The 22,643-nt window shown below is 70.5% G+C and carries 22 protein-coding genes and 1 pseudogene; 18 read left to right on the forward strand and 5 right to left on the reverse strand.

Annotated elements, in window-relative coordinates; genetic code table 11:
* The first annotated feature begins 57 nt into the window (after window positions 1-57).
* Window positions 58-3,597 carry a DNA polymerase III subunit alpha gene (dnaE, locus tag ACTWQO_RS37735; RefSeq protein WP_443241891.1) on the forward strand — a complete coding sequence of 1,180 codons (3,540 nt, stop codon included), beginning with the start codon at window positions 58-60 and terminating at the stop codon, window positions 3,595-3,597.
* Between the two features lie 83 nt (window positions 3,598-3,680).
* Here dnaE and ACTWQO_RS37740 read toward each other — a convergent pair whose 3' ends face one another.
* A complete protein-coding gene (locus ACTWQO_RS37740; protein ID WP_301979204.1) occupies window positions 3,681-3,845 on the reverse strand; it encodes a hypothetical protein in 165 nt (54 codons plus the stop codon).
* 225 nt (window positions 3,846-4,070) lie between these two features.
* Here ACTWQO_RS37740 and ACTWQO_RS37745 point away from each other — a divergent pair, with 225 nt between their 5' ends.
* The 4 genes from ACTWQO_RS37745 (at window position 4,071) to ACTWQO_RS37760 (ending at window position 7,977) form a co-directional block, all read left to right on the forward strand.
* Window positions 4,071-5,294 (forward strand): NYN domain-containing protein, encoded by a 1,224-nt coding sequence (locus ACTWQO_RS37745; RefSeq protein WP_443241892.1) that lies wholly within the window; start codon window positions 4,071-4,073, stop codon window positions 5,292-5,294.
* 107 nt (window positions 5,295-5,401) lie between these two features.
* Window positions 5,402-6,373 (forward strand): ABC transporter ATP-binding protein, encoded by a 972-nt coding sequence (locus ACTWQO_RS37750; RefSeq protein WP_362951539.1) that lies wholly within the window; start codon window positions 5,402-5,404, stop codon window positions 6,371-6,373.
* A 79-nt stretch (window positions 6,374-6,452) separates the two neighbouring features.
* Window positions 6,453-7,274 (forward strand): ABC transporter permease, encoded by an 822-nt coding sequence (locus tag ACTWQO_RS37755; RefSeq protein WP_362951538.1) that lies wholly within the window; start codon window positions 6,453-6,455, stop codon window positions 7,272-7,274.
* Window positions 7,275-7,308: 34 nt separating this feature from the next.
* Entirely contained in the window at window positions 7,309-7,977 is a 669-nt protein-coding gene (locus ACTWQO_RS37760; RefSeq protein ID WP_443241893.1) for an AAA family ATPase, read from the forward strand.
* 493 nt (window positions 7,978-8,470) lie between these two features.
* Here the strand turns inward: ACTWQO_RS37760 and ybaK are convergent, their stop codons facing one another.
* From ybaK to ACTWQO_RS37775, 3 genes are all read right to left on the reverse strand, one after another.
* Window positions 8,471-8,974: a Cys-tRNA(Pro) deacylase gene (gene ybaK / locus ACTWQO_RS37765; RefSeq protein WP_443241894.1), complete on the reverse strand. Its 504-nt coding sequence runs from the start codon at window positions 8,972-8,974 to the stop codon at window positions 8,471-8,473.
* A 17-nt stretch (window positions 8,975-8,991) separates the two neighbouring features.
* Window positions 8,992-9,732 (reverse strand): LON peptidase substrate-binding domain-containing protein, encoded by a 741-nt coding sequence (locus tag ACTWQO_RS37770; RefSeq protein ID WP_443241895.1) that lies wholly within the window; start codon window positions 9,730-9,732, stop codon window positions 8,992-8,994.
* A gap of 106 nt (window positions 9,733-9,838) precedes the next feature.
* The gene (locus tag ACTWQO_RS37775) at window positions 9,839-11,416 is read right to left on the reverse strand and encodes an oxidoreductase (RefSeq protein WP_443241896.1); all 1,578 of its coding nucleotides are present in this window, start codon (window positions 11,414-11,416) and stop codon (window positions 9,839-9,841) included.
* Window positions 11,417-11,574: 158 nt separating this feature from the next.
* Between ACTWQO_RS37775 and hisD the strand changes: the two genes are divergently transcribed.
* From hisD to ACTWQO_RS37825, 10 genes and pseudogenes are all read left to right on the forward strand, one after another.
* Window positions 11,575-12,900 carry a histidinol dehydrogenase gene (gene hisD, locus ACTWQO_RS37780; RefSeq protein WP_443241897.1) on the forward strand — a complete coding sequence of 442 codons (1,326 nt, stop codon included), beginning with the start codon at window positions 11,575-11,577 and terminating at the stop codon, window positions 12,898-12,900.
* Window positions 12,897-14,000: a histidinol-phosphate transaminase gene (locus ACTWQO_RS37785; RefSeq protein WP_443241898.1), complete on the forward strand. Its 1,104-nt coding sequence runs from the start codon at window positions 12,897-12,899 to the stop codon at window positions 13,998-14,000. The genes hisD and ACTWQO_RS37785 overlap by 4 nt, the downstream gene beginning before the upstream one ends.
* Entirely contained in the window at window positions 14,000-14,593 is a 594-nt protein-coding gene (gene hisB, locus ACTWQO_RS37790) for an imidazoleglycerol-phosphate dehydratase HisB (protein ID WP_030932889.1), read from the forward strand. The genes ACTWQO_RS37785 and hisB overlap by 1 nt, the downstream gene beginning before the upstream one ends.
* On the forward strand, window positions 14,590-14,754 hold the full coding sequence (locus ACTWQO_RS37795) for a hypothetical protein (protein WP_443241899.1): 165 nt from the start codon (window positions 14,590-14,592) through the stop codon (window positions 14,752-14,754). Before hisB ends, ACTWQO_RS37795 begins: the two co-directional genes overlap by 4 nt.
* A complete protein-coding gene (hisH, locus tag ACTWQO_RS37800; RefSeq protein ID WP_443241900.1) occupies window positions 14,751-15,392 on the forward strand; it encodes an imidazole glycerol phosphate synthase subunit HisH in 642 nt (213 codons plus the stop codon). Before ACTWQO_RS37795 ends, hisH begins: the two co-directional genes overlap by 4 nt.
* Complete coding sequence (gene priA / locus ACTWQO_RS37805) at window positions 15,389-16,111, forward strand: bifunctional 1-(5-phosphoribosyl)-5-((5-phosphoribosylamino)methylideneamino)imidazole-4-carboxamide isomerase/phosphoribosylanthranilate isomerase PriA (protein WP_443241901.1); 723 nt, start codon at window positions 15,389-15,391, stop codon at window positions 16,109-16,111. The genes hisH and priA overlap by 4 nt, the downstream gene beginning before the upstream one ends.
* Window positions 16,112-16,127: 16 nt before the next feature.
* The gene (locus ACTWQO_RS37810) at window positions 16,128-16,532 is read left to right on the forward strand and encodes a RidA family protein (protein WP_443241902.1); all 405 of its coding nucleotides are present in this window, start codon (window positions 16,128-16,130) and stop codon (window positions 16,530-16,532) included.
* Window positions 16,529-17,284, forward strand: a complete 756-nt coding sequence (hisF, locus tag ACTWQO_RS37815) for an imidazole glycerol phosphate synthase subunit HisF (protein WP_443241903.1) — start codon at window positions 16,529-16,531, stop codon at window positions 17,282-17,284. The genes ACTWQO_RS37810 and hisF overlap by 4 nt, the downstream gene beginning before the upstream one ends.
* Before the next feature lie 112 nt (window positions 17,285-17,396).
* Entirely contained in the window at window positions 17,397-17,981 is a 585-nt protein-coding gene (locus ACTWQO_RS37820; protein WP_443241904.1) for an ArsR/SmtB family transcription factor, read from the forward strand.
* Between the two features lie 28 nt (window positions 17,982-18,009).
* Window positions 18,010-19,259: pseudogene (locus ACTWQO_RS37825) on the forward strand (MFS transporter).
* 25 nt (window positions 19,260-19,284) lie between these two features.
* Here ACTWQO_RS37825 and ACTWQO_RS37830 read toward each other — a convergent pair.
* Window positions 19,285-19,920, reverse strand: a complete 636-nt coding sequence (locus ACTWQO_RS37830; protein ID WP_443241905.1) for a TIGR03085 family metal-binding protein — start codon at window positions 19,918-19,920, stop codon at window positions 19,285-19,287.
* Window positions 19,921-20,030: 110 nt separating this feature from the next.
* Here ACTWQO_RS37830 and hisI point away from each other — a divergent pair, with 110 nt between their 5' ends.
* From hisI to ACTWQO_RS37845, 3 genes are read left to right on the forward strand one after another with little or no spacing between them, the layout of a single operon-like run.
* Complete coding sequence (gene hisI / locus ACTWQO_RS37835; RefSeq protein WP_443241906.1) at window positions 20,031-20,429, forward strand: phosphoribosyl-AMP cyclohydrolase; 399 nt, start codon at window positions 20,031-20,033, stop codon at window positions 20,427-20,429.
* 11 nt (window positions 20,430-20,440) lie between these two features.
* Window positions 20,441-21,919 (forward strand): anthranilate synthase component I, encoded by a 1,479-nt coding sequence (locus tag ACTWQO_RS37840; RefSeq protein WP_443241907.1) that lies wholly within the window; start codon window positions 20,441-20,443, stop codon window positions 21,917-21,919.
* 52 nt (window positions 21,920-21,971) lie between these two features.
* On the forward strand, window positions 21,972-22,613 hold the full coding sequence (locus ACTWQO_RS37845) for a TIGR02234 family membrane protein (RefSeq protein ID WP_443241908.1): 642 nt from the start codon (window positions 21,972-21,974) through the stop codon (window positions 22,611-22,613).
* Window positions 22,614-22,643 lie beyond the last annotated feature (30 nt).

A 22,643-nucleotide genomic window follows, 5' to 3' on the forward strand; every position in this document is an offset into this window, starting at 1 on the left:
CTGTCCCCCCAGACTGTCCGCAGCCTGTCGCCGAGCGTTTTCCTTGGAGGTCACGCCGTGTCAAAGCCGCCGTTCACGCACCTGCACGTCCACACCCAGTACTCACTGCTGGACGGTGCCGCGCGGCTCAAGGACATGTTCGACGCGTGCAACGAGATGGGCATGACCCATATCGCGATGTCCGACCACGGCAACCTGCACGGGGCGTACGACTTCTTCCATTCCGCGAAGAAGGCCGGAGTCACCCCGATCATCGGGATCGAGGCCTATGTCGCCCCCGAGTCCCGGCGAAACAAGCGCAAGATCCAGTGGGGCCAGCCGCACCAGAAGCGCGACGACGTCTCCGGTTCCGGTGGTTACACCCACAAGACGATCTGGGCGGCGAACTCCACCGGCTTGCACAACCTCTTCCGGCTCTCCTCCGACGCGTATGCCGAGGGCTGGCTGCAGAAGTGGCCGCGGATGGACAAGGAGACCATCTCCCAGTGGTCCGAGGGGCTCATCGCCTCCACCGGCTGCCCCTCCGGCGAACTGCAGACCCGGCTGCGCCTGGGCCAGTTCGACGAGGCCCTGAAGTCGGCCGCCGAGTACCAGGAGATCTTCGGCAAGGACCGCTACTTCCTGGAGCTGATGGACCACGGCATCGAGATCGAGCGCCGGGTCCGCGACGGACTGCTGGAGATCGGCAAAAAGCTCGGCATCCCGCCCCTGGTCACCAACGACTCGCACTACACGTACGCGCACGAGGCGACGGCGCACGACGCGCTGCTGTGCATCCAGACCGGCAAGAACCTCTCCGACCCGGACCGCTTCAAGTTCGACGGCACCGGCTACTACCTGAAGTCCACGGACGAGATGTACGCCATCGACTCCTCGGACGCCTGGCAGGAGGGCTGCGCCAACACCCTCCTGGTGGCCGAGCAGATCGACACCACCGGCATGTTCGAGGCCAAGAACCTCATGCCGAAGTTTGACATCCCCGAGGGCTTCACCGAGGTCACCTGGTTCAAGGAGGAGGTCCGCCGCGGCATGGAGCGCCGCTTTCCGGGCGGCGTCCCCGAGGACCGGCAGAAGCAGGCCGAGTACGAGATGGACGTCATCATCCAGATGGGGTTCCCGGGCTACTTCCTCGTCGTCGCCGACTTCATCATGTGGGCCAAGAACCAGGGCATCGCGGTCGGTCCGGGCCGTGGTTCCGCGGCCGGCTCGATCGTCGCGTACGCCATGGGCATCACCGACCTCGACCCGATCCCGCACGGCCTGATCTTCGAGCGGTTCCTCAACCCCGAGCGCGTCTCCATGCCCGACGTCGACATCGACTTCGACGAGCGCAGGCGCGTCGAGGTGATCAGGTACGTGACGGAGAAATACGGCGCCGACAAGGTCGCCATGATCGGCACGTACGGCAAGATCAAGGCCAAGAACGCCATCAAGGACTCCGCGCGCGTGCTGGGCTACCCGTACGCCATGGGCGACCGCCTCACCAAGGCGATGCCCGCCGACGTCCTCGGCAAGGGCATCGACCTCAACGGCATCACCGACCCCTCGCACCCGCGCTACAGCGAGGCCGGCGAGATCCGCGCGATGTACGAGAACGAGCCGGACGTGAAGAAGGTCATCGACACCGCCAAGGGCGTCGAGGGCCTGGTCCGGCAGATGGGTGTGCACGCCGCCGGCGTCATCATGTCCAGTGAACCCATCGTCGACCACGCCCCGGTCTGGGTGCGGCACACGGACGGCGTGACCATCACGCAGTGGGACTACCCGCAGTGCGAGTCGCTCGGCCTGCTGAAGATGGACTTCCTCGGCCTGCGCAACCTGACGATCATGGACGACGCCGTCAAGATGGTGAAGTCCAACAAGGGCATCGATCTCGACCTGCTGGCCCTTCCGCTCGACGATCCGAAGACCTTCGAACTGCTCCAGCGCGGCGAGACACTCGGCGTCTTCCAGTTCGACGGCGGCCCCATGCGCTCGCTGCTGCGGCTGATGAAGCCCGACAACTTCGAAGACATCTCCGCCGTGTCGGCCCTGTACCGCCCGGGCCCGATGGGCATGGACTCGCACACCAACTACGCCCTGCGCAAGAACGGCCTCCAGGAGATCACGCCGATCCACAAGGAGCTGGAGGAGCCCCTCGAAGAGGTCCTGGCCGTCACCTACGGCCTGATCGTCTATCAGGAGCAGGTGCAGAAGGCCGCCCAGATCATCGCGGGCTACTCACTCGGCGAGGCCGACATCCTCCGCCGCGTGATGGGCAAGAAGAAGCCCGACGAACTGGCGAAGAACTTCGTCCTCTTCCAGCAGGGCGCCCGGGACAAGGGCTACAGCGACGAGGCGATCCAGGCCCTGTGGGACGTGCTGGTCCCGTTCGCCGGATACGCGTTCAACAAGGCGCACTCGGCGGCGTACGGACTCGTCTCGTACTGGACCGCGTTCCTCAAGGCGAACCACCCCGCCGAGTACATGGCCGCGTTGCTCACCTCGGTCAAGGACGACAAGGACAAGTCGGCCGTCTACCTCAACGAGTGCCGCCGCATGGGCATCAGGGTGCTCCCGCCGAACGTCAACGAGTCGCTGCACAACTTCGCCGCCCAGGGCGACGACGTGATCCTCTTCGGCCTGGAGGCCGTGCGCAACGTCGGCACGAACGTGGTCGACTCGATCATCCGGTCCCGCAACGCGAAGGGGAAGTACGCCTCCTTCCCCGACTACCTCGACAAGGTCGAGGCCGCCGCCTGCAACAAGCGCACCACCGAATCGCTCATCAAGGCGGGTGCGTTCGACTCCATGGGGCACACCCGCAAGGGCCTCACCGCACACTTCGAGCCGATGATCGACAACGTGGTGGCGGTCAAGCGCAAGGAGGCCGAGGGACAGTTCGACCTCTTCGGCGGGATGGGCGAGGAGGACACCAGCGAGCCCGGCTTCGGACTCGACGTGGAGTTCACCACCGAGGAGTGGGACAAGACGTATCTGCTCGCCCAGGAGCGGGAGATGCTCGGTCTGTACGTCTCCGACCACCCGCTCTTCGGCCTGGAGCATGTGCTGTCCGACAAGGCCGACGCGGGCATCGCCCAGCTCACCGGAGGTGAGCACGCGGACGGCGCGGTCGTCACCATCGGCGGCATCATCTCGGGCCTCCAGCGCAAGATGACCAAGCAGGGCAACGCCTGGGCGATCGCCACGGTCGAGGACCTCGCCGGTTCCATCGAGTGCATGTTCTTCCCGGCGACGTACCAACTGGTGTCGACCCAACTCGTCGAGGACGCCGTGGTGTTCGTCAAGGGCCGCCTCGACAAGCGCGAGGACGTGCCGCGGCTCGTCGCGATGGAGCTCCAGGTCCCCGACCTGTCGAACGCGGGCACCAACGCCCCCGTGATCCTCACCATCCCGGCCACCCGGGTCACCCCGCCCATGGTCAGCCGCCTCGGGGAGATCCTCAGCCATCACAAGGGCGAGAGCGAGGTGCGGATCAAGCTCCAGGGGCCGCGGAAGACGACCGTGCTGCGGCTGGACCGGCACCGGGTGAAGCCGGATCCCGCGCTCTTCGGCGACCTGAAGGTACTGCTCGGGCCGTCCTGTCTGGCCGGCTGAGCCGTAGTGCTGCGAGAGGGGCGCACCGTGCGGGGTGCGCCCCTCGTCTTGTGCCTGGGCCGCAACAGCCCGTTATGAAGATGTCAGTTGTGACCGAAGCGCTTCTGCTTGCCCTTGCGCGCGATGTCGCTGGGAGTCACCTGGGACAGGCGCTGCTCGGCCTGCGCCTCCATCGAGGACTGCTGGGCCTGCTGCTGCCCGCGCTCGGACTGCGGCTGCTTCCGGTCCTGTTTCTTGTTCTTGGCCATGGTGATCTGCCTCCTGTGGGGGATCTAGGGGCCAGGGCCGCGACCAGACTCACATAGGCTGGCAAGGAACGCATTTCGGATAATTACCCTGTGTGACAGTGCTAGTCGGGGAAGCGATGCCCCGAAACGCCACGCCGAAGATCGAGTTCCGACCGTTAACCCTCGCGTGGTCGGGCAGACTCGAAGGAAGCCCGAAGCAAACCTCCCGGAAAGAGGGTGGATCGCGTGGACCGCTGCATCGTCCTGGTGGACGCCGGGTATCTGCTGGGGGCCGCCGCCTCTCTTCTCGCCGGAGAGCCCTCACGTTCCCGCATCACCGTCGACCACACCGCCCTCATCCACGGCCTGCGCGAACGCGCCGAGTCGGACACCGAACGGCCGCTGCTGCGTATCTACTGGTTCGACGGCGCCCCCGACCGCGTCCCCCAGCCCGAGCACCGCAGGCTGCGCGTGATGCCCCGCGTCACCGTCCGGCTCGGCGCCCTGACTCGCAGCGACGGACGCTGGGCCCAGAAGGGCGTCGACGCCGCGATGCACGCCGAGCTGACCGAGCTGGCCCGCAACCGCGCCTGCTCCGACATCGTCCTGGTCACCGGCGACGGTGATCTGCTGCCGGGCATGATGGCCGCCAAGGAGCACGGGGTCGCCGTACACCTGTGGGCCGTGCAGGCGGCGGACGGCGACTACAACCAGTCCGAGGATCTGGTCGCCGAGGCGGACGAGCGGCGCGTGCTCGACCGTACATGGATCACCAAGGCGGTACGGGCCAAGGATCTCGGCGGGATCTGCGCGCCGCCGCCGGTGCCGCGGCCCGAGATCGCCGCGATCCTCTCCGCGCCGCTGCCGGAGTCCGCGCTCTCCTCGGCCGAGCGGGCCGCCGAGGACAGGGAGCACCCGCCCGCGGCCACCGTCTCCGAGAACGGCACGCAGGAGCGGGTGCCCGCGCCCAAGGGCGGCGTGCCCACCCCCAAGGACCTGGCCGCGCTGCGCGCCCCCGGCGGCACCCAGGCCGACAAGCACCCCGCGAGCGCGACGCTGCGGTGGTCCTCCGACAAGGGCTGGGTCGACCGGCCCGGTGTCGCGGCCGAACCGCCCGACGTCGCCTCCATGCCGACGCTGGCGCAGCTGACCACGGCGGAGCAGCGGTGGGCGGACCGGGAGGAGGACATCACCACGGTCGGCGGTGATCCGTACGAGGTGGGACAGGTGTTCGCCCGGCGGTGGATGGGGCGGCTCGGGGACCAGAGCCACCTGCAGAAGCTGTCGGGGATGTATCCGCGCATTCCGCACCGCATCGACGGGGAACTGCTGCGGTACGCCGCCAGGTTCGGGCTCCTCGCCCACAAGGACGACCAGATCGACGAGCACGACCGCTATGCGATCCGGGCCGGGTTCTGGCGTGAGATCGATGTGCGGACGGCCGCGGAACACGCTCCCGCGGGGGAGTGAAACGGCACATACGCCGCCCCCGAGGGGGAGCGGAGGTTCCCGACCCCGTACTCTCGTCCCTTGTGAGCATGCGCACGGGACAGGCACTTCGGCACGGTCGGGATGTCGTGTGCGCGGTGCGCGGGCTGACGAAGACCTATCCCGCGGTGCGGGGTCGGCGCGGGGTTCCGGCGACGCCCGAGGTCAGGGCCACCGACGATGTACGGCTGGACATCCGACGGGGTGAGATCTTCGGGCTGCTCGGGCCGAACGGCGCCGGGAAGACCACCCTCGTACGGCAGCTGACCGGGCTGATGCGGCCGGACCGCGGCAGCGTGGAGATCCTCGGGCACGACATCGTGCGGCATCCGGAGCGGGCCGCCCGGATCCTCGCCTACCTCGGCCAGGAGTCCACCGCCCTCGACGACCTCACCGTGTCGCTCGCCGCCGAGACCACCGGGCGGCTGCGCGGACTCGAAGTGAAGCGGGCGCGGGCCGAGCGGGACGACGTACTCGACGAGCTGGGCCTCACGCCGCTCGCCGGGCGCCCGATCAGGAAGCTGTCCGGCGGGCAGCGGCGGCTGGCCTGTTTCGCTTCGGCGCTGGTGGGGGAGCGATCGCTGCTGGTCCTCGATGAGCCGACCACCGGTATGGACCCGGTGGCGCGGCGGGCCGTGTGGTCCGCGGTGGACCGGCGCCGGGCCGAACGCGGCACCACCGTGCTGCTGGTCACCCACAACGTCATCGAGGCCGAGACCGTCCTCGACCGGGTCGCCGTCCTCGACCAGGGACGCGTGATCGCCTGCGACAGCCCCGCCGGGCTCAAGGAGCAGGTCGCCGGGGAGGTCCGGGTCGAGCTGGTGTGGCGGGACCGGGCGCCGCTGGAGGTGCCCGAGGTCGCCGCGCTGCGGGAACGGGCCGTGGAGTCGGGGCGCCGCTGGACGCTGCGGCTCGCACCCGAGGAGGCCCGGGTGGCCGTCGCCACGGTCACCGGCGGGGCCGCGTTCACCGCCCTGGACGACTTCACGCTGGCCACGCCGAGCCTGGAGGACGTGTACCTGGCGCTGGGCGGCGATGCGCAGGGGCTGGTGAAGGCATGAGCGCGCGGATCGTCGTATCCGTATCCGTGGGGGACAGGGGGACTGCCTCAGTGGGCCGTACGAAGGGGAGCACTTCGACGTGAGTGTCGTATCCGCCGATGTCCTGCCGGGCGGGGCCCTGGGCGTGGAGGAGGCCGCCGATGGTGCGGCCGTCCTCGGGCCGCGGGCGCGGCTGTGGCCGTCCCTCGCCGCCGTGTACCGGGCGCAGCTGTCCCGGGCGCGGGTCGCGCGGATACCGCTGCTGTTCGTGGCGACCTTCCAGTCGATCGGGATCATGGTCCTGATGCGCGGGGTCGTGGACGGCGGGGGCGAGGCGCGGGCCGTGGTGGCCGGGTCGTCGGTGCTCGTCGTGGCCTTCGTCGCCCTGAACCTGCTCGCCCAGTACTTCGGGCAGCTGCGGGCCAGCGGCGGGCTCGACCACTACGCGACGCTGCCGGTGCCGCCGGCGGCGGTGGTGCTGGGGGCGGCGGGCGCGTACGCGTCGTTCACCGTGCCGGGGACCGTCGTGACGGCGGTGTTCGGGTGCGCGCTGTTCGGGCTGCCGCTGGCGCATCTGTGGGTGCTGGCGGCGGTGATCCCGCTCGCCGGTGCCGCGCTCGCCGGGCTCGGGGCGGCCCTCGGGCTGCTCGCGCCGCGGCCGGAACTGGCCACGCTGCTCGGGCAGTTGGGCATGTCGGCGGCGCTGCTGCTGGGCGTGCTGCCGGCGGAGCGGATGCCGGAAGGGGTGCGGTTCCTGCGGGATCTGCTGCCGTCGACCTACGGCGTGGAGGCCTTCGCGCGTACGTTCGGGCCGAGTCCGGACTGGGCGTTCGTGCTCGGTGACCTCGCCGTCTGCGGGGTTGTGGGCGTGGTGTCGCTGGCCGTCGCGACCTGGGCGTATCGCCGGGCTGCCGTCCGGTGACACACCGCACAGGCGGGCCTGGCACGATGTCAGGGTGACCGCACCGCTGACTCCTCCTCCGCCGCCGCATGAACAGCCGCCCCACGGTGGGTGGCCGCCGTCGCCTGCCGGGCAGGCGTACGGGGCCCTCGCGACGCATGATGTCGGGTACGGACAGGACGGGCCCGGGATGAAGACCGAAGTGCGGGAAGCCGCGGTGATCGCGGTCGTGGTGGCGCTCGGCGGACTGCTGCTGGGCGTGGTGTGGGCCTGGCTGGCGCCGCGGGTGCCGCTGGTGGGGGACGTCGTCGACAAGAACTGGGTCGTCTACCTCAAGGACACCGAGGGGGAGCAGGCGGTGGGGGTGGACGGCACGTTCACTCTGCTGGCCGTCGCCTTCGGTGTCGTGAGCGCCTTCGTCGTGTTCCTCGTGCGGCGGCGTGGCGGGGTGCCGCTGGTGGTGGGGCTGGCCGTCGGAGGGCTGCTCGGGGCGTTGCTGGCCTGGCGGGTGGGGATCTGGCTCGGGCCGGCCGAGGACGTCATCGCCCATGCCAAGGATGTGGGCAAGGGAGTCACCTTCTCCGCGCCGCTGAAGCTGGGGGCGAAGGGCGCGTTGCTGGCGTGGCCGCTGGCTGGGCTGGTGGTGCACCTGGGGCTCACGGCGTTGTTCGGGCCGCGGGATCCGGAGCCGTATCAGCAGCCTGCTGGGGTGCCGCCTGCGTAGGGGCGGTCCGCTGTGGTTGCGGCGGGGGTTGATTCGCCCCCGCCGCCCCTACCCGTCCCATCCTGGGGGCTGCCGCCCCCAGACCCCCGCTTCGGCCTGAACGGCCTCGTCCTCAAACTCCCCCAGAGGGGGCACCCCCAACGGGCTGAAATGCACGGACCGGCGCCGAAGAATGGGCCGCCCTCAGTGGGTGGGTGGGGGTTGGGGATGGTTGTTCTCGTCCTGAAGCGCCGGGTGGGCTGGGTTGTGCGGGTCGGTGTCGAGGAGTGAGGTGCCCTCAGTGGGTGGGGGTGGGCATGGCCGTTCTCGGCCACAGGCGCCGGACGGGCTGGTTGTGGCCGAGGCGGTTTCACCCTGGTACGCCGGACGGGCTTGGGTCAGGCTGGGCGGCGGCCATGATTTGCTCGGCCCTTTTTCATACGCCACTTGCGTTTTCGGGTTTTCTTCGACATGTCCCCTCTGCTTAACCGAGGAAGGGACCGGCGTCGAGGGGTCAGGCGCGGGCGATCGGGGCGAGGGTGGCGTTCGTGAGGTCGGTCAGGTCCTTCGGGGACAGTTCGACCTCCAGGCCGCGGCGGCCCGCCGAGACGCAGATCGTGTCGAAGGCCGTCGCCGAGGCGTCCAGGACCGTCCGGAGCTTCTTGCGCTGGCCCAACGGGGAGATACCGCCCCGGACATAGCCCGTCGTGCGCTCCGCCAGGGCCGGGTCCGCCATCGTCGCCTTCTTGCCGCCCACCGCCGTCGCCAGGGCCTTGAGGTCCAGTGAGCCGGACACCGGGACGACGCCGACCACCAGGGCGCCGTCGACGTCCGCGACCAACGTCTTGAAGACCCGCTCCGGGGAGACACCCATCGCCTCGGCCGCTTCCTCGCCGTAGGAGGGGTGCGCGGGGTCGTGTTCGTAGGCGTGGACCGTGAAGTCCGCGCCTGCCGCTGTCAGGGCGACTGTCGCGGGCGTTCCGCCCGACTGGTGCTGCTTCTTCGACTTCTTCGCCATCCGGCCTTTTCCCAGGTTCAGTTGAGGTTCGTCGGGCCGCGCGTCAGGTCCGACGCCGGCAACGACGGCAGGTTACGGATGATGGCCGTCTCGGAGCGAAGGAGTTTCAGTTCGTCGCGCAGCCGGGACGCGGTGTCCGGCGCCTGGAGCAGACGCTGCTTCGTCGGGGTGTCCAGCATCATCGCGGCGGCCACGAGATACGAGACCACGGCCGGCTCGTCCGGCAGCTCCGCACCCGTCGACAGCGACCGTTCCCGCGCCCCCGCCAGCCGCTTCTGGTACTGCCTGAACGCCCGCAGCACCCCCTCGGCCAGCGCCCCCGCCTCGTCGCCGCGGTCCTCCGTCAGCTCCTCCAGCTCGGCCGTCAGGAAGGGACCGGACGCGTCGACCGACAGCAGCCGCACGCGGGTCGTCCCCGTCGCCAGTACCTCGAACGTGCCGTCGGCCCGCTCCCGGATCGTCGCCGCGTCCGCCACACAGCCCACGCCGTGGAACGCCTTGACGGGGTCGGTGCCGAAGCCGGCGGCGGGCCCGCGCTCGGGCAGGGCCGTCGGGTCCGGCATGCCGGGCGCGCTGGCGGCCACCTCGTGGCCGTCGCGGATCGCCACGACGGCGAAACGGCGCGGTTCGTCCTCGGGGGACTTGAGCAGTTCTCGCATCATGGCGCGATAACGCTCCTCGAAGACGTTCAACGGGAGCACGAGTCCCGGGAACAGCACCGAGTTCAGGGGGAAGAGCGGAAGCCGGACGGTGGTCACGGCGCAAAAGCCTAGTGGTCGCGGGAGAACGCGCGTGCGCACCGACCACCTGGTGGGCAGCTGCCGCACCTGCGTCAGCTCCTGTCGGGCAGCTCCCGCACGTACGTCAGCCCCGTCGCAGCAGCCGCGTCGCCCCCGCCGCCACCGCCGTCGCAAGGATCCAGCCGACCAGGATCATCGCCGCGGCCAGCCACTGCCAGCCGCCGCGCAGCCCGAAGAAACTCACCTGACCGAGGTCGATGACGGGCAGAAGCAGGTCGAGCGCGAAGAGGGCCGGGTTCCACGGCGGATGCTCGCCGGACTTGATCGGCGGATGGTCGGCGTGCGTGAAGGCCACCGAGCTCGCCGCCCACAGCAGCGCCATCCAGACCGCCGCCCGGCCGGGCCGGTAGCCGTAGGCCACCGTCAAGTCCTGCACATACCCCCACAGCTTGGCCGCCGGCGGCAGCGTCTCGCGCCGCCGGCGCTGCTTGGCCAGCAGCACCTCGCGGGCGTCCTCGTCCTCGCCCCCGGCCCGCAGCACGGTCGCCAGTCGCTCGTACGGCTCCGGGTTGTACTCGGCGGTCGCGGCGGCCACCCACTCCAGCCGCTCGGCGAGCGGGAACGGGCCGCGCGGCACGAGGTTCTCGTAGGCGAAGCCGCCCATGTGCAGTCGCCCGGGGCCGGGCCAGCTGTCCCTCCGGTCCATCAGGTTGACGATCTTCGCCCCCGAGAGCACGACACGCCCGCGCGCCGGCCTCTCCCCGAGGAAGCGCAACTCCGGCGTCTGCACCCGCCGCAGCGACAGCTCCTGCTCGTCGGTGAAGGTGAACCGGGCCCGCTCGAAGTCGACGGAGTCCCCGAACCGCCCGTCGTCCAGCCGCACCCCGCCCTCGCACTCGACCCGCTGGACCCGCGTCCCGCGCGCGGGTGTGGTCCCGCTCAGCAGCACGCTGCCGACACCGGCGGGTGTGAGATACAGCGTCCGCCCCACGGTCAGCTGCGGCGCGTTCAACGCGAACCGGGTGTACGGGTTGGCCAGCCGGGCGCCCCGCAGACTCAGCGACACGCCGACGTTGGCCCCGCGCAGCCGCAGCTCGCCGTGCGATTCGAGCAGCTCGGCCTGGAGGTCCTGGCCGATGGTCATGCCGTCCCCGGAGATGGAGCGCCCGCTGCGGTCCCGGTAGACGATGGCCTGGTTGATCAGCAGATCCGTGCCGATCTGCGCGTCGGTCAGCCGTACTCCGTTGTGGAACCGGCAGCGCGGCAGATGCAGATCGCCCTCCGTGTGCACCCGGGCCGCCTCCAGCCGCGGCACCGAGCAGTCCACCAGCCGTACGGTGGTGAAGCGGGCCTCCGGCAGCAGGACCTCCCGTTCGAAACGGCAGCCGCGCAGCTCGACGTAGGGCGTGATCGTGCCGCCCGCGAGGTCCAGGGTGCCGCTGATCTGCACGCCGGTGAGCTTCAGGGACGACACGCGGCCCGCGAGGGCGGGCGGGCCGTCCAGCAGCAGCCAGCACACGATCCGCGCCCGCACCGTCCGCTCCGGTCCCCACGGGTGCCCGCCGTGCGGATCGTCGACGATCGCGTCTCCGCTGCTCAGGTCGTACACGCTGCCGTTGCGGAAGGCCTGCCACATGCCGGCCTCGGCGGCGGTCAGATCGTCCGGCAGCTCCCCGGCGCGGATGCCGGCGCCCTCGGTCACGGTAGTTCCTTCCTCCTGTTACTCATAGGTTTCGTACAACCGTTCATGCCCGCTGAGTGACGCCCCGAACGCTAACCGTGAAGGGGATCTTCCAGGTCCTGTATCAGCCATTGGAATGCGCGGACGACGCCCGACTCCGGTCTGCGAGAATTGGCACCGTGATCTCCCGAATCGATCTGCGCGGCGACGCCCTCCCGGAGGGTCCCGCCCTGCGCGACCTGCTGCCCCGAGCCGACTTCGACGTTGCGGCCGCCCTCGAGAAGGTGCGTCCGATCTGCGAGGCCGTGCATCATCGGGGCGACGCGGCGCTGATCGACTTCGCCGAGAAGTTCGACGGGGTACGTCTGGATTCCGTACGGGTCCCGGCCGAGGCACTCGACAAGGCACTCGAAGAACTCGACCCCGCCGTGCGTGCCGCCCTGGAGGAATCCATCCGGCGCGCTCGTCTCGTCCACCGCGAGCAGCGCCGTACGACACACACGACCCAGGTCGTGCCCGGCGGCTCGGTCACCGAGAAGTGGGTGCCGGTCGAGCGGGTCGGGCTCTACGCGCCCGGCGGCCGGTCGGTCTACCCGTCCTCCGTGATCATGAACGTCGTGCCCGCCCAGGAGGCCGGCGTCGAGTCGATCGCGCTCGCCTCGCCTGCCCAGGCCGAGTTCGACGGCCTGCCGCACCCGACGATCCTCGCCGCGTGCGCGCTGCTCGGCGTCGACGAGGTGTACGCGGCCGGTGGTGCCACGGCCGTCGCGATGTTCGCGTACGGCACCGAGTCCTGCCCGCCCGCCAACATGGTCACCGGCCCCGGCAACATCTGGGTCGCCGCCGCCAAGCGCTACTTCACCGGCAAGATCGGCATCGACGCCGAGGCGGGCCCGACCGAGATCGCGATCCTCGCCGACGCCACCGCCGACCCGGTGCACGTCGCCTCCGACCTGATCAGCCAGGCCGAGCACGACCCGCTGGCCGCCGCCGTCCTCGTCACCGACTCCGTCGAGCTCGCGGACGCGGTCGAGAAGGAGCTGGAGCCGCAGGTCGCGGCCACCAAGCACATCGAGGACCGGGTCGTCCCGGCGCTGAAGGGCCGGCAGTCCGCGGTCGTGCTCGTCGACGGCGTCGACGAGGGGCTGCGGGTGGTGGACGCGTACGGCGCCGAGCACCTGGAGATCCAGACGGCTGACGCTGCCGCGGTCGCGGACCGGGTGAAGAACGCCGGTGCCATCTTCATCGGCCCCTGGGCGCCGGTCTCGCTCGGCGACTACGCCGCCGGGTCCAACCACGTCCTGCCCACCGGCGGCTGCGCCTGCCACTCCTCGGGCCTGTCGGTCCAGTCCTTCCTGCGCGGCATCCACATCGTCGACTACACGAAGGACGCGCTGGCCGACGTGGCGCAGCATGTGGTGACGCTGGCGGAGGCGGAGGACCTGCCGGCGCACGGTGCGGCGATCAAGGCGCGGTTCGGCTGGAAGGTACCTGAGGGCAAGTGACTGGCATCGACGATCTCCCCGTACGGGACGAGCTGCGTGGCAAGTCCCCTTATGGCGCGCCCCAGTTGGACGTCCCCGTACGGCTGAACACCAACGAGAACCCCTACCCGCTGCCCGAGCCGCTGGTCGAACGGATCGCCGAGCGCGTCCGTGAGGCGGCCCGGAACCTCAACCGCTACCCGGACCGGGACGCGGTCGAGCTGCGCACACAGCTGGCCAAGTACCTGACCGACACGTCCGGTCACGAGGTCGGCCTGGCCAACGTCTGGGCGGCCAACGGCTCCAACGAGGTCATCCAGCAGCTGCTGCAGACCTTCGGCGGACCTGGCCGTACGGCGATCGGCTTCGAGCCGTCGTACTCGATGCACGCGCTCATCGCGCGCGGCACCGGAACGGGCTGGATCTCGGGTCCGCGCGACGACGACTTCACGATCGACCCCACCGCCGCCGAGAAGGCGATCGCCGAGAACCGGCCGGACGTCGTCTTCATCACCACCCCCAACAACCCCACGGGCAACGCGGTTCCGCCCGAGACGGTCCTCGCGCTGTACGAAGCCGCGCAGGCGGCGAAGCCGTCGATGGTCGTGGTCGACGAGGCGTACATCGAGTTCAGCCACGGCGACTCGCTGCTCCCGCTGCTCGAAGGCCGGCCGAATCTCGTCGTCTCGCGGACGATGTCGAAGGCGTTCGGCGCGGCCGGGCTCCGCCTCGGCTACCTCGCCGCGCACCCGGCCGTCGTCGACGCCGTCCAGCTCGTACGGCTGCCCTACCACCTCTCGGCGATCACCCAGGCGACCGCGCTCGCGGCCCTGGAGCACACCGACACGCTGCTGAAGTACGTCGAGCAGCTGAAGGCCGAGCGGGACCGGCTGGTGAGCGAGTTGCGGGCGGCCGGCTACGAAGTCGTCGAGTCCGATGCGAACTTCGTGCAGTTCGGCCGGTTCGAGGACTCTCACACGGCTTGGCAGCGGATCCTCGACCAGGGCGTCCTGGTCCGCGACAACGGCATCGCGGGGTGGCTGCGGGTCAGCGCCGGAACCCCACAGGAGAACGACGCGTTCCTCGACGCGGTCCGTGAACTCAAGAAGGAGCAGAGCTGATGAGCCGCGTAGGACGCGTGGAGCGCGTCACCAAGGAGACGTCGGTGCTCGTCGAGATCGATCTCGACGGCAGCGGCAAGGTCGATGTGTCGACCGGCGTCGGCTTCTACGACCACATGCTCGACCAACTCGGCCGGCACGGTCTGTTCGACCTGACCGTGAAGACCGAGGGCGACCTGCACATCGACTCGCACCACACCATCGAGGACACCGCCCTCGCGCTGGGCGCCGCCTTCAAGCAGGCGCTCGGCGACAAGGTGGGGATCTACCGCTTCGGCAACTGCACGGTCCCGCTGGACGAGTCCCTCGCCCAGGTCACCGTCGACCTGTCCGGCCGCCCCTACCTCGTGCACACCGAGCCCGAGAACATGGCGCCGATGATCGGCGAGTACGACACCACGATGACCCGGCACATCCTGGAGTCCTTCGTCGCCCAGGCCCAGATCGCGCTGCACGTGCACGTGCCGTACGGGCGCAACGCGCACCACATCGTGGAGTGCCAGTTCAAGGCGCTGGCCCGGGCGCTGCGGTACGCCAGCGAGCGGGACCCGCGCGCCGCCGGAATCCTGCCTTCCACGAAGGGCGCGCTGTGAACGGGCTGTCGACCATCCTGATCGTCGTCGGGCTCTTCCTGGTCGGCGGGATCATCTCCTTCGCCAAGCAGGAGATGCCGAAGAGCCTCATCGTGCTGCTCTCGATCGGCGCCGCGATGTGTCTGGTCGCGGGCGTGGTGCGGCTGGAGGTGTGGAATTGAGTGCACCCAAGCAGGTCGTGGTGTTCGACTACGGCTTCGGCAATGTGAGGTCGGCCGAGCGTGCCCTCGCGCGCGTGGGGGCCGATGTCGAGATCACCCGTGACTATGACAAGGCCATGAACGCCGACGGGCTGCTGGTGCCCGGCGTCGGCGCCTTCGCCGCCTGCATGAAGGGGCTGACCGAAGCGCGCGGCGACTGGATCGTCGACCGTCGTCTGGCCGGCGGCCGTCCCGTCATGGGCATCTGCGTCGGCATGCAGATCCTGTTCGCGCGCGGCATCGAGCACGGCGTCGAGACTTCCGGCCTCGACGAGTGGCCCGGCTCGGTCGAGCCGCTGCAGGCCGACATCGTGCCCCACATGGGCTGGAACACCGTGGACGTGGCGCCCGGCTCCGAGCTGTTCGCCGGTCTGGACGCGGACGCGCGCTTCTACTTCGTGCACTCCTACGCCGTCCACGACTGGAACCTCGAAGTGCACAACCCGGCGCTGACGGCCCCCAAGGTCACCTGGTCGACGCACGGCAAGCCCTTCGTGGCCGCCGTGGAGAACGGTGCCCTGTGGGCGACGCAGTTCCACCCCGAGAAGTCCGGCGACGCCGGAGCCCAGCTCCTCACCAACTGGATCGGAACACTGTGAGCAAGCTCGAACTCCTCCCCGCCGTCGACGTCCGCGACGGCCAGGCCGTCCGCCTCGTGCATGGAGAGTCCGGGACCGAGACGTCGTACGGCTCCCCCCTGGAGGCCGCCCTCGCCTGGCAGCGGGCGGGCGCCGAGTGGCTGCACCTGGTCGACCTGGACGCCGCGTTCGGCACCGGCGACAACCGCGCGCTGATCGCCGAGGTCACGAAGGCGATGGACATCAAGGTCGAGCTGTCGGGCGGCATCCGGGACGACGCCTCCCTCGCCGCCGCCCTGGCCACCGGCTGCACCCGGGTGAATCTGGGAACGGCCGCCCTGGAGACCCCGGAGTGGGTCGCGAAGGTCATCGCCGAGCACGGCGACAAGATCGCGGTGGGTCTGGACGTACGGGGTACCACGCTCCGCGGGCGCGGCTGGACCCGCGACGGCGGCGACCTCTACGAGACGCTGGAGCGCCTCAACCAGGAGGGCTGCGCGCGGTACGTGGTCACCGACATCGCGAAGGACGGCACGCTCCAGGGCCCGAACCTGGAGCTGCTGAAGAACGTCTGCGCGGCGACCGACCGCCCGGTCGTGGCCTCCGGCGGCGTCTCCTCGCTGGACGACCTGCGGGCCATCGCCGAGCTCGTACCGCTGGGCGTGGAGGGCTCGATCGTAGGGAAGGCCCTGTACGCGAAGGCGTTCACCCTGGAAGAGGCCTTGGAGGCCACGTCTTGAAAAAGGGCACAGTGTCATGACGTCCGAAGCCGTGCGGCGCGTGCAGAGCGGAAGCCCCTGGGAGGAGTCCTTCGGTTTCGCACGTGCCGTCGCGGCGGGAGACCGCGTTCTGGTGGCGGGCACCACGTCCTTCAAGGGCGATGTGCTGTACGGCGAGGGCGACCCGTACGAACAGGCCATGGTGGCCTTCACCAACGCGATCGAGGCGATCGGCGAGTTCGGGCTTGCGGTCGGGTCCGTGGTCCGTACGCGGATGTACCTGACCCACGCGCGGGACGTGGACGCCGTGGGCCGGGCCCACAAGGAGCTCTTCGACGAGGTGCGCCCGGTCTCGACGCTGCTGATCGTGGAGGGCTTCGTGGACTCGCGCATCCTGGTCGAAGTGGAAATAGAAGCATTCAGAGGAGCCGAGCAGTCATGACCCTGGCGGTCCGAGTCATCCCCTGCCTGGACGTGGACAACGGCCGGGTCGTCAAGGGCGTCAACTTCCAGAACCTGCGCGACGCGGGCGACCCCGTCGAGATGGCCAAGGTGTACGACGCCGAGGGCGCCGACGAACTGACCTTCCTGGACATCACCGCGTCCTCCGGCAACCGCGAGACGACGTACGACGTGGTGCGCCGCACCGCCGAGCAGGTGTTCATCCCGCTCACGGTCGGCGGCGGTGTCCGCACGGCCGAGGACGTGGACAAGCTGCTGCGGGCGGGCGCGGACAAGGTGGGCGTCAACACGGCGGCCATCGCCCGTCCCGACCTGATCCGCGAGATCGCGGAGCGGTTCGGCCGGCAGGTGCTGGTCCTGTCGGTGGACGCCCGCCGCACTCCCGAAGGCACCTTCGAGGTCACCACCCACGGTGGCCGCAAGGGCACCGGCATCGACGCGATCGAGTGGGCGCATCGGGCCGCCGAGCTGGGCGCGGGCGAGATCCTGCTCAACTCGATGGACGCGGACGGCACGAAGGACGGCTACGACATCGAGATGATCGAGTCCGTCCGCAAGCACGTGACCGTCCCCCTCATCGCCTCCGGCGGCGCGGGCCGGCTCGCCCACTTCCCCCCGGCCATCGAAGCGGGCGCGGACGCGGTCCTCGCGGCATCGGTCTTCCACTTCGGCGACCTGCGGATCGGTGAGGTGAAGGAGACGTTGCGGGAGGCGGGGCACCCCGTCCGCTAGCACGATCAGAGCCCCGGTCGGTCCCGGCCGGGGCTTTCTCATGGGCAGATGAGAAAGGAATATTGCGCAAAATATGTTGTGCAACTTTTCTTTCCCATCTAGCGTGAGTGGCATGACGGACAGGGAGAGGCGCATCAAGGACGTGGGCACCCTCAAGGCGCTCGCGCACCCGCTACGGGCACAGCTGTACCGGTGCCTGATCATCGCTCGCTCGGCGACCGCGTCCCAGCTCGCCGACCAGGTCGACGAGGCCGTCTCGCTGGTCAGCTACCACCTGCGCAAACTCGCCGAACACGGGCTGATCGAGGAGGCCGAGGCACAGAGCGCGGACGGTCGGGAGCGCTGGTGGCAGCCCGCCTCCGAAGGGGTGTCCATCCACGACGAGGACTTCAGGGACGCTCCGGAGAAGGCCGCCGCGCACTCGGCGGCCAGTCGCCTCTTCTTCGAGCAGCGCGCCGACATGTACCGCCGCTACCTCGACGAGCGGGCCCACTGGAGCGACGCGTGGACGACGGCGTCCGACTCCTCCGAGTGGCTGCTCAGGCTCACCCCGGACGAACTCTCCACCCTGTCCAAGGAGATGTACGCCCTGGTCCGCAGGTACGAGGAGCGCGGCCGGGCCGCCGTTGCCGCAGGCGACACCGAGGGCCGCGAGAACGTCGCGGTGCACACGTACGGCTTCCCTTTCCGTACCTGAGAGTCCGTACCTGAGAGGACGGTCCGCCGTGACCAGCACGCTCGTGCCCGGGGCCGGCCTGAAGGAAAGACCGGCCCACCGCGACCCCAACGTCCTGCGCTGGCTCGGCGCGTACATCTCGTCCGCGGTCGGCGACAACGTCTACTACATCGCCCTGTCCTGGGCCGCCGTCCAGTCCGGCAGCCCCGCCCAGGCCGGACTGGTCACCGCGGCCAGTGCGCTGCCGCGTGCCCTGTTGATGCTCGGCGGGGGAGTGGTGGCCGACCGCTATGGAGCGCGCCGGACCGTGCTCGCCAGCACTGCCGCGCGCGCCGCCCTCGTGCTGACCGCGGCCGTCCTGCTCCTCGCCACCAGCCCGGGGCTGTGGGTGCTGGGTGCGGTCGCCGTGCTCTTAGGTGTCGTCGATGCCGTGTTCCTGCCCGCCGCCGGCGCCCTGCCCTGCCCGCGCGGCTCACCGGGCGCGGCCAGCTCGCCCGCGTCCAGGGCATGCGCGGCCTCGCCACCCGGCTCGCGAACGTCCTCGGCGGGCCACTGGGCGGCCTCGGCGTCGCCGTCGGCGGTACGGCGGGCGCGTTCGGGCTGGCCGCGCTGCTCGTCGGGGTGTCCCTGCCGCTGCTGCTGGCGGTCCGGGTCGGCAAGCTGCCGCCGGACGACGTGTCGCCCCGGGGCGCGGTCCTGGCCGAGTTGCGGGACGGGCTGCGCCACATCCGGCGGGACGCGGTGCTGCGCCCGCTGGTGATCGCCGCGGCCCTCACCGACCTGGGCTTCGTCGGCCCGATGAACCTCGGCCTGACCCTCCTCGCACAGCAGCGCGGCTGGGGCTCCGCCGGCATGGGCTGGGTGCTGGCCGGCTTCGGGACCGGCGCCGGCGCGGCCTCGCTCCTGCTCACCTGGCGTGGCCGGGTGCCCCGGGCCGGAGCCGTGGCCGCGGTGACGAGCCTCCTCGGGGCCGTGGCGATCGGGGCGCTGGCGCAGGTGACGTCCGTGCCGGGTGCGGTCGGTGTGGCCCTGCTCATCGGCCTGTCGGCCGGTCTGTCCGGGGCCCTGTGCGGGGCGCTGATCCAGGCCGCGGCGGGCCTGGCCTACGTCGGCCGGGTCACCGCCGCCTCCACGCTCGTCGGCTTCGGCGTCGCGCCGCTCACCTTCCCGGTGGTCGGCTGGGCGGCCGAGCTGTGGGGCACCGGACCGGTCTTCGTGGTGGGCGCCGTCGTCAGTGGCCTGGGTGGCGTCCTCGCGCTCTGCACGGCATCCCTGCGCCGCGCAGAGCTTCCCGGGTGACGCCCTCGGATCCCCAGCTGATTCGTCAGATCCCCAGCTGCTTCGTCTCGTGCAGCTTGGTGATCGCGTCCTCCTCGCCCTCCAGCTCCACCTTGGCGGCGTTCTGCCGGCCGTATGCGAAGAGCAGCAGTTCCGACGGCTCGCCGGTCACCGTGACGACCGGGGCGCCGCGGTGGGCGACCGCTGTCTGGCCGTCGGGGCGGCGCAGGACGAGGCCGGTCGGGACGCCGCGGCCCATCAGGCGGGCGGAACGCTCCAGGCGGGACCAGAGGGCGTCCTGGAAGACCGGGTCGAGCTCGCGCGGTGTCCAGTCGGGCTGGGCGCGGCGTACGTCCTCGGTGTGGACGTAGTACTCGATCGTGTTGGACATCTCGTCGAGCTGCTTGAGCGCGAACGGCGAGAAACGCGGCGGGCCGGTACGGATCAGCTGGATCAGCTCCTCGTACGGCTTGGCCGTGAACTCCGCCATCACCCGCTCCAGGCGCGGTGCCAGCTGCTTGATCAGGATGCCGCCGGCGGCGTCGGGGCGACGCTCGCGCACGACCACGTGCGCGGCGAGGTCACGAGTGCGCCAGCCCTCACACAAAGTGGGGGCATCGGGGCCCTCGGCCTCCAGGAGGTCGGCCAGGAGAAGTCGTTCACGCTTGGCGAAAGTCGACATGCAGTCAGCGTACGGCCGAGGTGGGGGTCAGCCCAATGGACAGCACCCGTACGGTCCGCGTACTGGACACTCCATCAGGTCTGTCAGTGCCGCGCGGCACAATGGTCGGCATGACCAGCACGCCCCGGCAGTCCAGCCGCCTCGACCCGGAGATCGCCGCGCGGCTCAAGCGCAGCGCCGACGGACTCCTGCCCGCCATCGCCCAGCAGTACGACACCGGTGAGGTGCTGATGCTCGGCTGGATGGACGACGAGGCGCTGCATCGGACGCTCACCACCGGCCGCTGCACGTACTGGTCGCGCAGTCGCCGGGAGTACTGGGTCAAGGGCGACACCTCGGGCCACTTCCAGCACGTCAAGTCCGTCGCCCTCGACTGCGACGCCGACACCGTTCTGGTCAAGGTCGACCAGGTCGGCGCCGCCTGCCACACCGGCGCCCGCACCTGCTTCGACGCCGACGTACTGCTCAAGGACGGCGCCGGTTCCGGCCCGTCCACCCCGGATCAGTAAGGTCAGCCGCCATGGACCTCGAGACGTTCCGCAAGCTGGCCACCGACCGCCGGGTCATCCCCGTCACCCGCAAGCTCCTCGCGGACGGCGACACCCCGGTCGCGCTCTACCGCAAGCTCGCCGCCGAGCGCCCCGGCACCTTCCTGCTGGAGTCCGCGGAGAACGGCCGCTCCTGGTCCCGCTACTCCTTCGTCGGCGTGCGTTCCGCGGCGACGCTCACCGAGCGGGACGGCCAGGCCCACTGGCTCGGCACCCCGCCCGTCGGCGTCCCCACGGGCGGCGACCCCCTCGCCGCCCTGCGCGCCACCATCGAGGCCCTGCACACCCCGCACCAGGAGGGCATGCCGCCCTTCACCGGCGGCATGGTCGGCTACCTCGGCTACGACATCGTGCGCCGCCTGGAGAAGATCGGCCCCGGCGAGCGGGACGACCTGAAGCTGCCCGAGCTGACCATGCTCCTCACCAGCGACCTCGCCGTCATGGACCACTGGGAGGGCTCCGTCCTGCTGATCGCCAACGCGATCAACCACAACGACCTCGACACCGGCGTCGACGAGGCCTACGCCGACGCGGTCGCCCGCCTCGACATCATGGAAGCCGACCTCACGCGCGCGGTCGCCCAGCCGCCCGCCGTGCTCCCGCCCTCCGAACTCCCCGAATACACGGCACTGTGGGGCGGCCCCGACTTCCAGGACGCCGTCGAGGACATCAAGGAGCGCATCCGGGCCGGCGAGGCCTTCCAGGTGGTCCCCTCCCAGCGCTTCGAAACGCCGTGCACGGCAAGCGCGTTGGACGTCTACCGGGTGCTCAGGGCGACCAACCCCTCCCCGTACATGTACCTGTTCCGCTTCGAGGGCTTCGACGTCGTCGGCTCGTCCCCCGAAGCGCTCGTCAAGGTCGAGGACGGACGGGCCATGGTCCACCCCATCGCCGGCACCCGGTGGCGCGGTGCCACCCCGCAGGAGGACCAGGCCCTCGCCGACGAACTGCTCGCCGACCCCAAGGAGCGCGCCGAGCACCTGATGCTCGTCGACCTCGGACGCAACGACCTCGGGCGCGTCTGCGAACCCGGCTCGGTCGAGGTCGTCGACTTCATGTCCGTCGAGCGCTACTCGCACGTGATGCACATCGTCTCGACGGTCACCGGCCGGATCGCCGCGGGCCGCACCGCCTTCGATGTCCTCACCGCCTGCTTCCCGGCCGGCACCCTCTCCGGCGCCCCCAAGCCCCGCGCGATGCAGATCATCGACGAACTCGAACCGTCCCGGCGGGGGTTGTACGGCGGCTGCGTCGGCTACCTCGACTTCGCCGGCGACTCCGACACCGCCATCGCCATCCGTACGGCACTCCTGCGCGACAGCACCGCCTACGTCCAGGCCGGTGCGGGCATCGTCGCCGACTCCGACCCGGTCGCCGAGGACACCGAGTGCCGCAACAAGGCGGCGGCGGTGCTGCGCGCGGTGCACACGGCGAACCGGCTCGGAAAGTAGGACGGGTCTCACGTGAACCCCGGGTGACGGTTCGCCCGGGGTTCGCGCGATAGTGGAGTACGTGACTGCTGTTCCTCACCCCCGTTCCGAAGCCGCAGGACCCGCCCGGGCGGGCCGCCTCAGCCTCGCCGTCGCCCTGCTGGCCGGCGCGCTCGGCGCGGCCGTGGCGCTGCTGGCCACCCGCCAGCAGTGGTCGGAGGGCACCGCGACCGTGGCAGGCGGCTCCTTCCCGCTGACCGCGAAGGGCAGCGACGTCACGGGCGTGCCCGCGGCCCTCGCCATAGTGGGCCTCGCCGCGCTCGTCGCCGTCTTCGCCGTCCGCAAGTCCGGGCGGCTCCTGGTCGCCGCGCTGCTCGCGCTGTCCGGCGCCGGGATCGTCGTGGCGGCCGTGTTCGGCGCGTCCGACAGTTCCGCGCTCGACGAGAAGGCCGCGGAAGTCACTGGTGACACCTCCGCCGGGGTCGACGCGCTCACCCACACCGCATGGCCTTACGTCGCTGCCGTGGGCGGCGTTCTGCTTCTGCTTGCCGGACTGCTCGCCCTGCGCTACGGGCGGCTGTGGCCTGCGATGTCCGGTCGGTATGAGCGCTCCGGGGCGCCTCGGCCGCGTCGCAAGGCGCCCGTCGTGGACCCGGATCGGCCCGAGGACCTGTGGAAGGCGTTGGACCGCGGCGAGGACCCCACCAGCGCGTGACGCTTCGCTGGATAGTGCCGCGATGGGTTG

Source organism: Streptomyces sp. 4N124, assembly GCF_052245395.1.
In the GTDB taxonomy this organism is placed as follows: domain Bacteria; phylum Actinomycetota; class Actinomycetes; order Streptomycetales; family Streptomycetaceae; genus Streptomyces.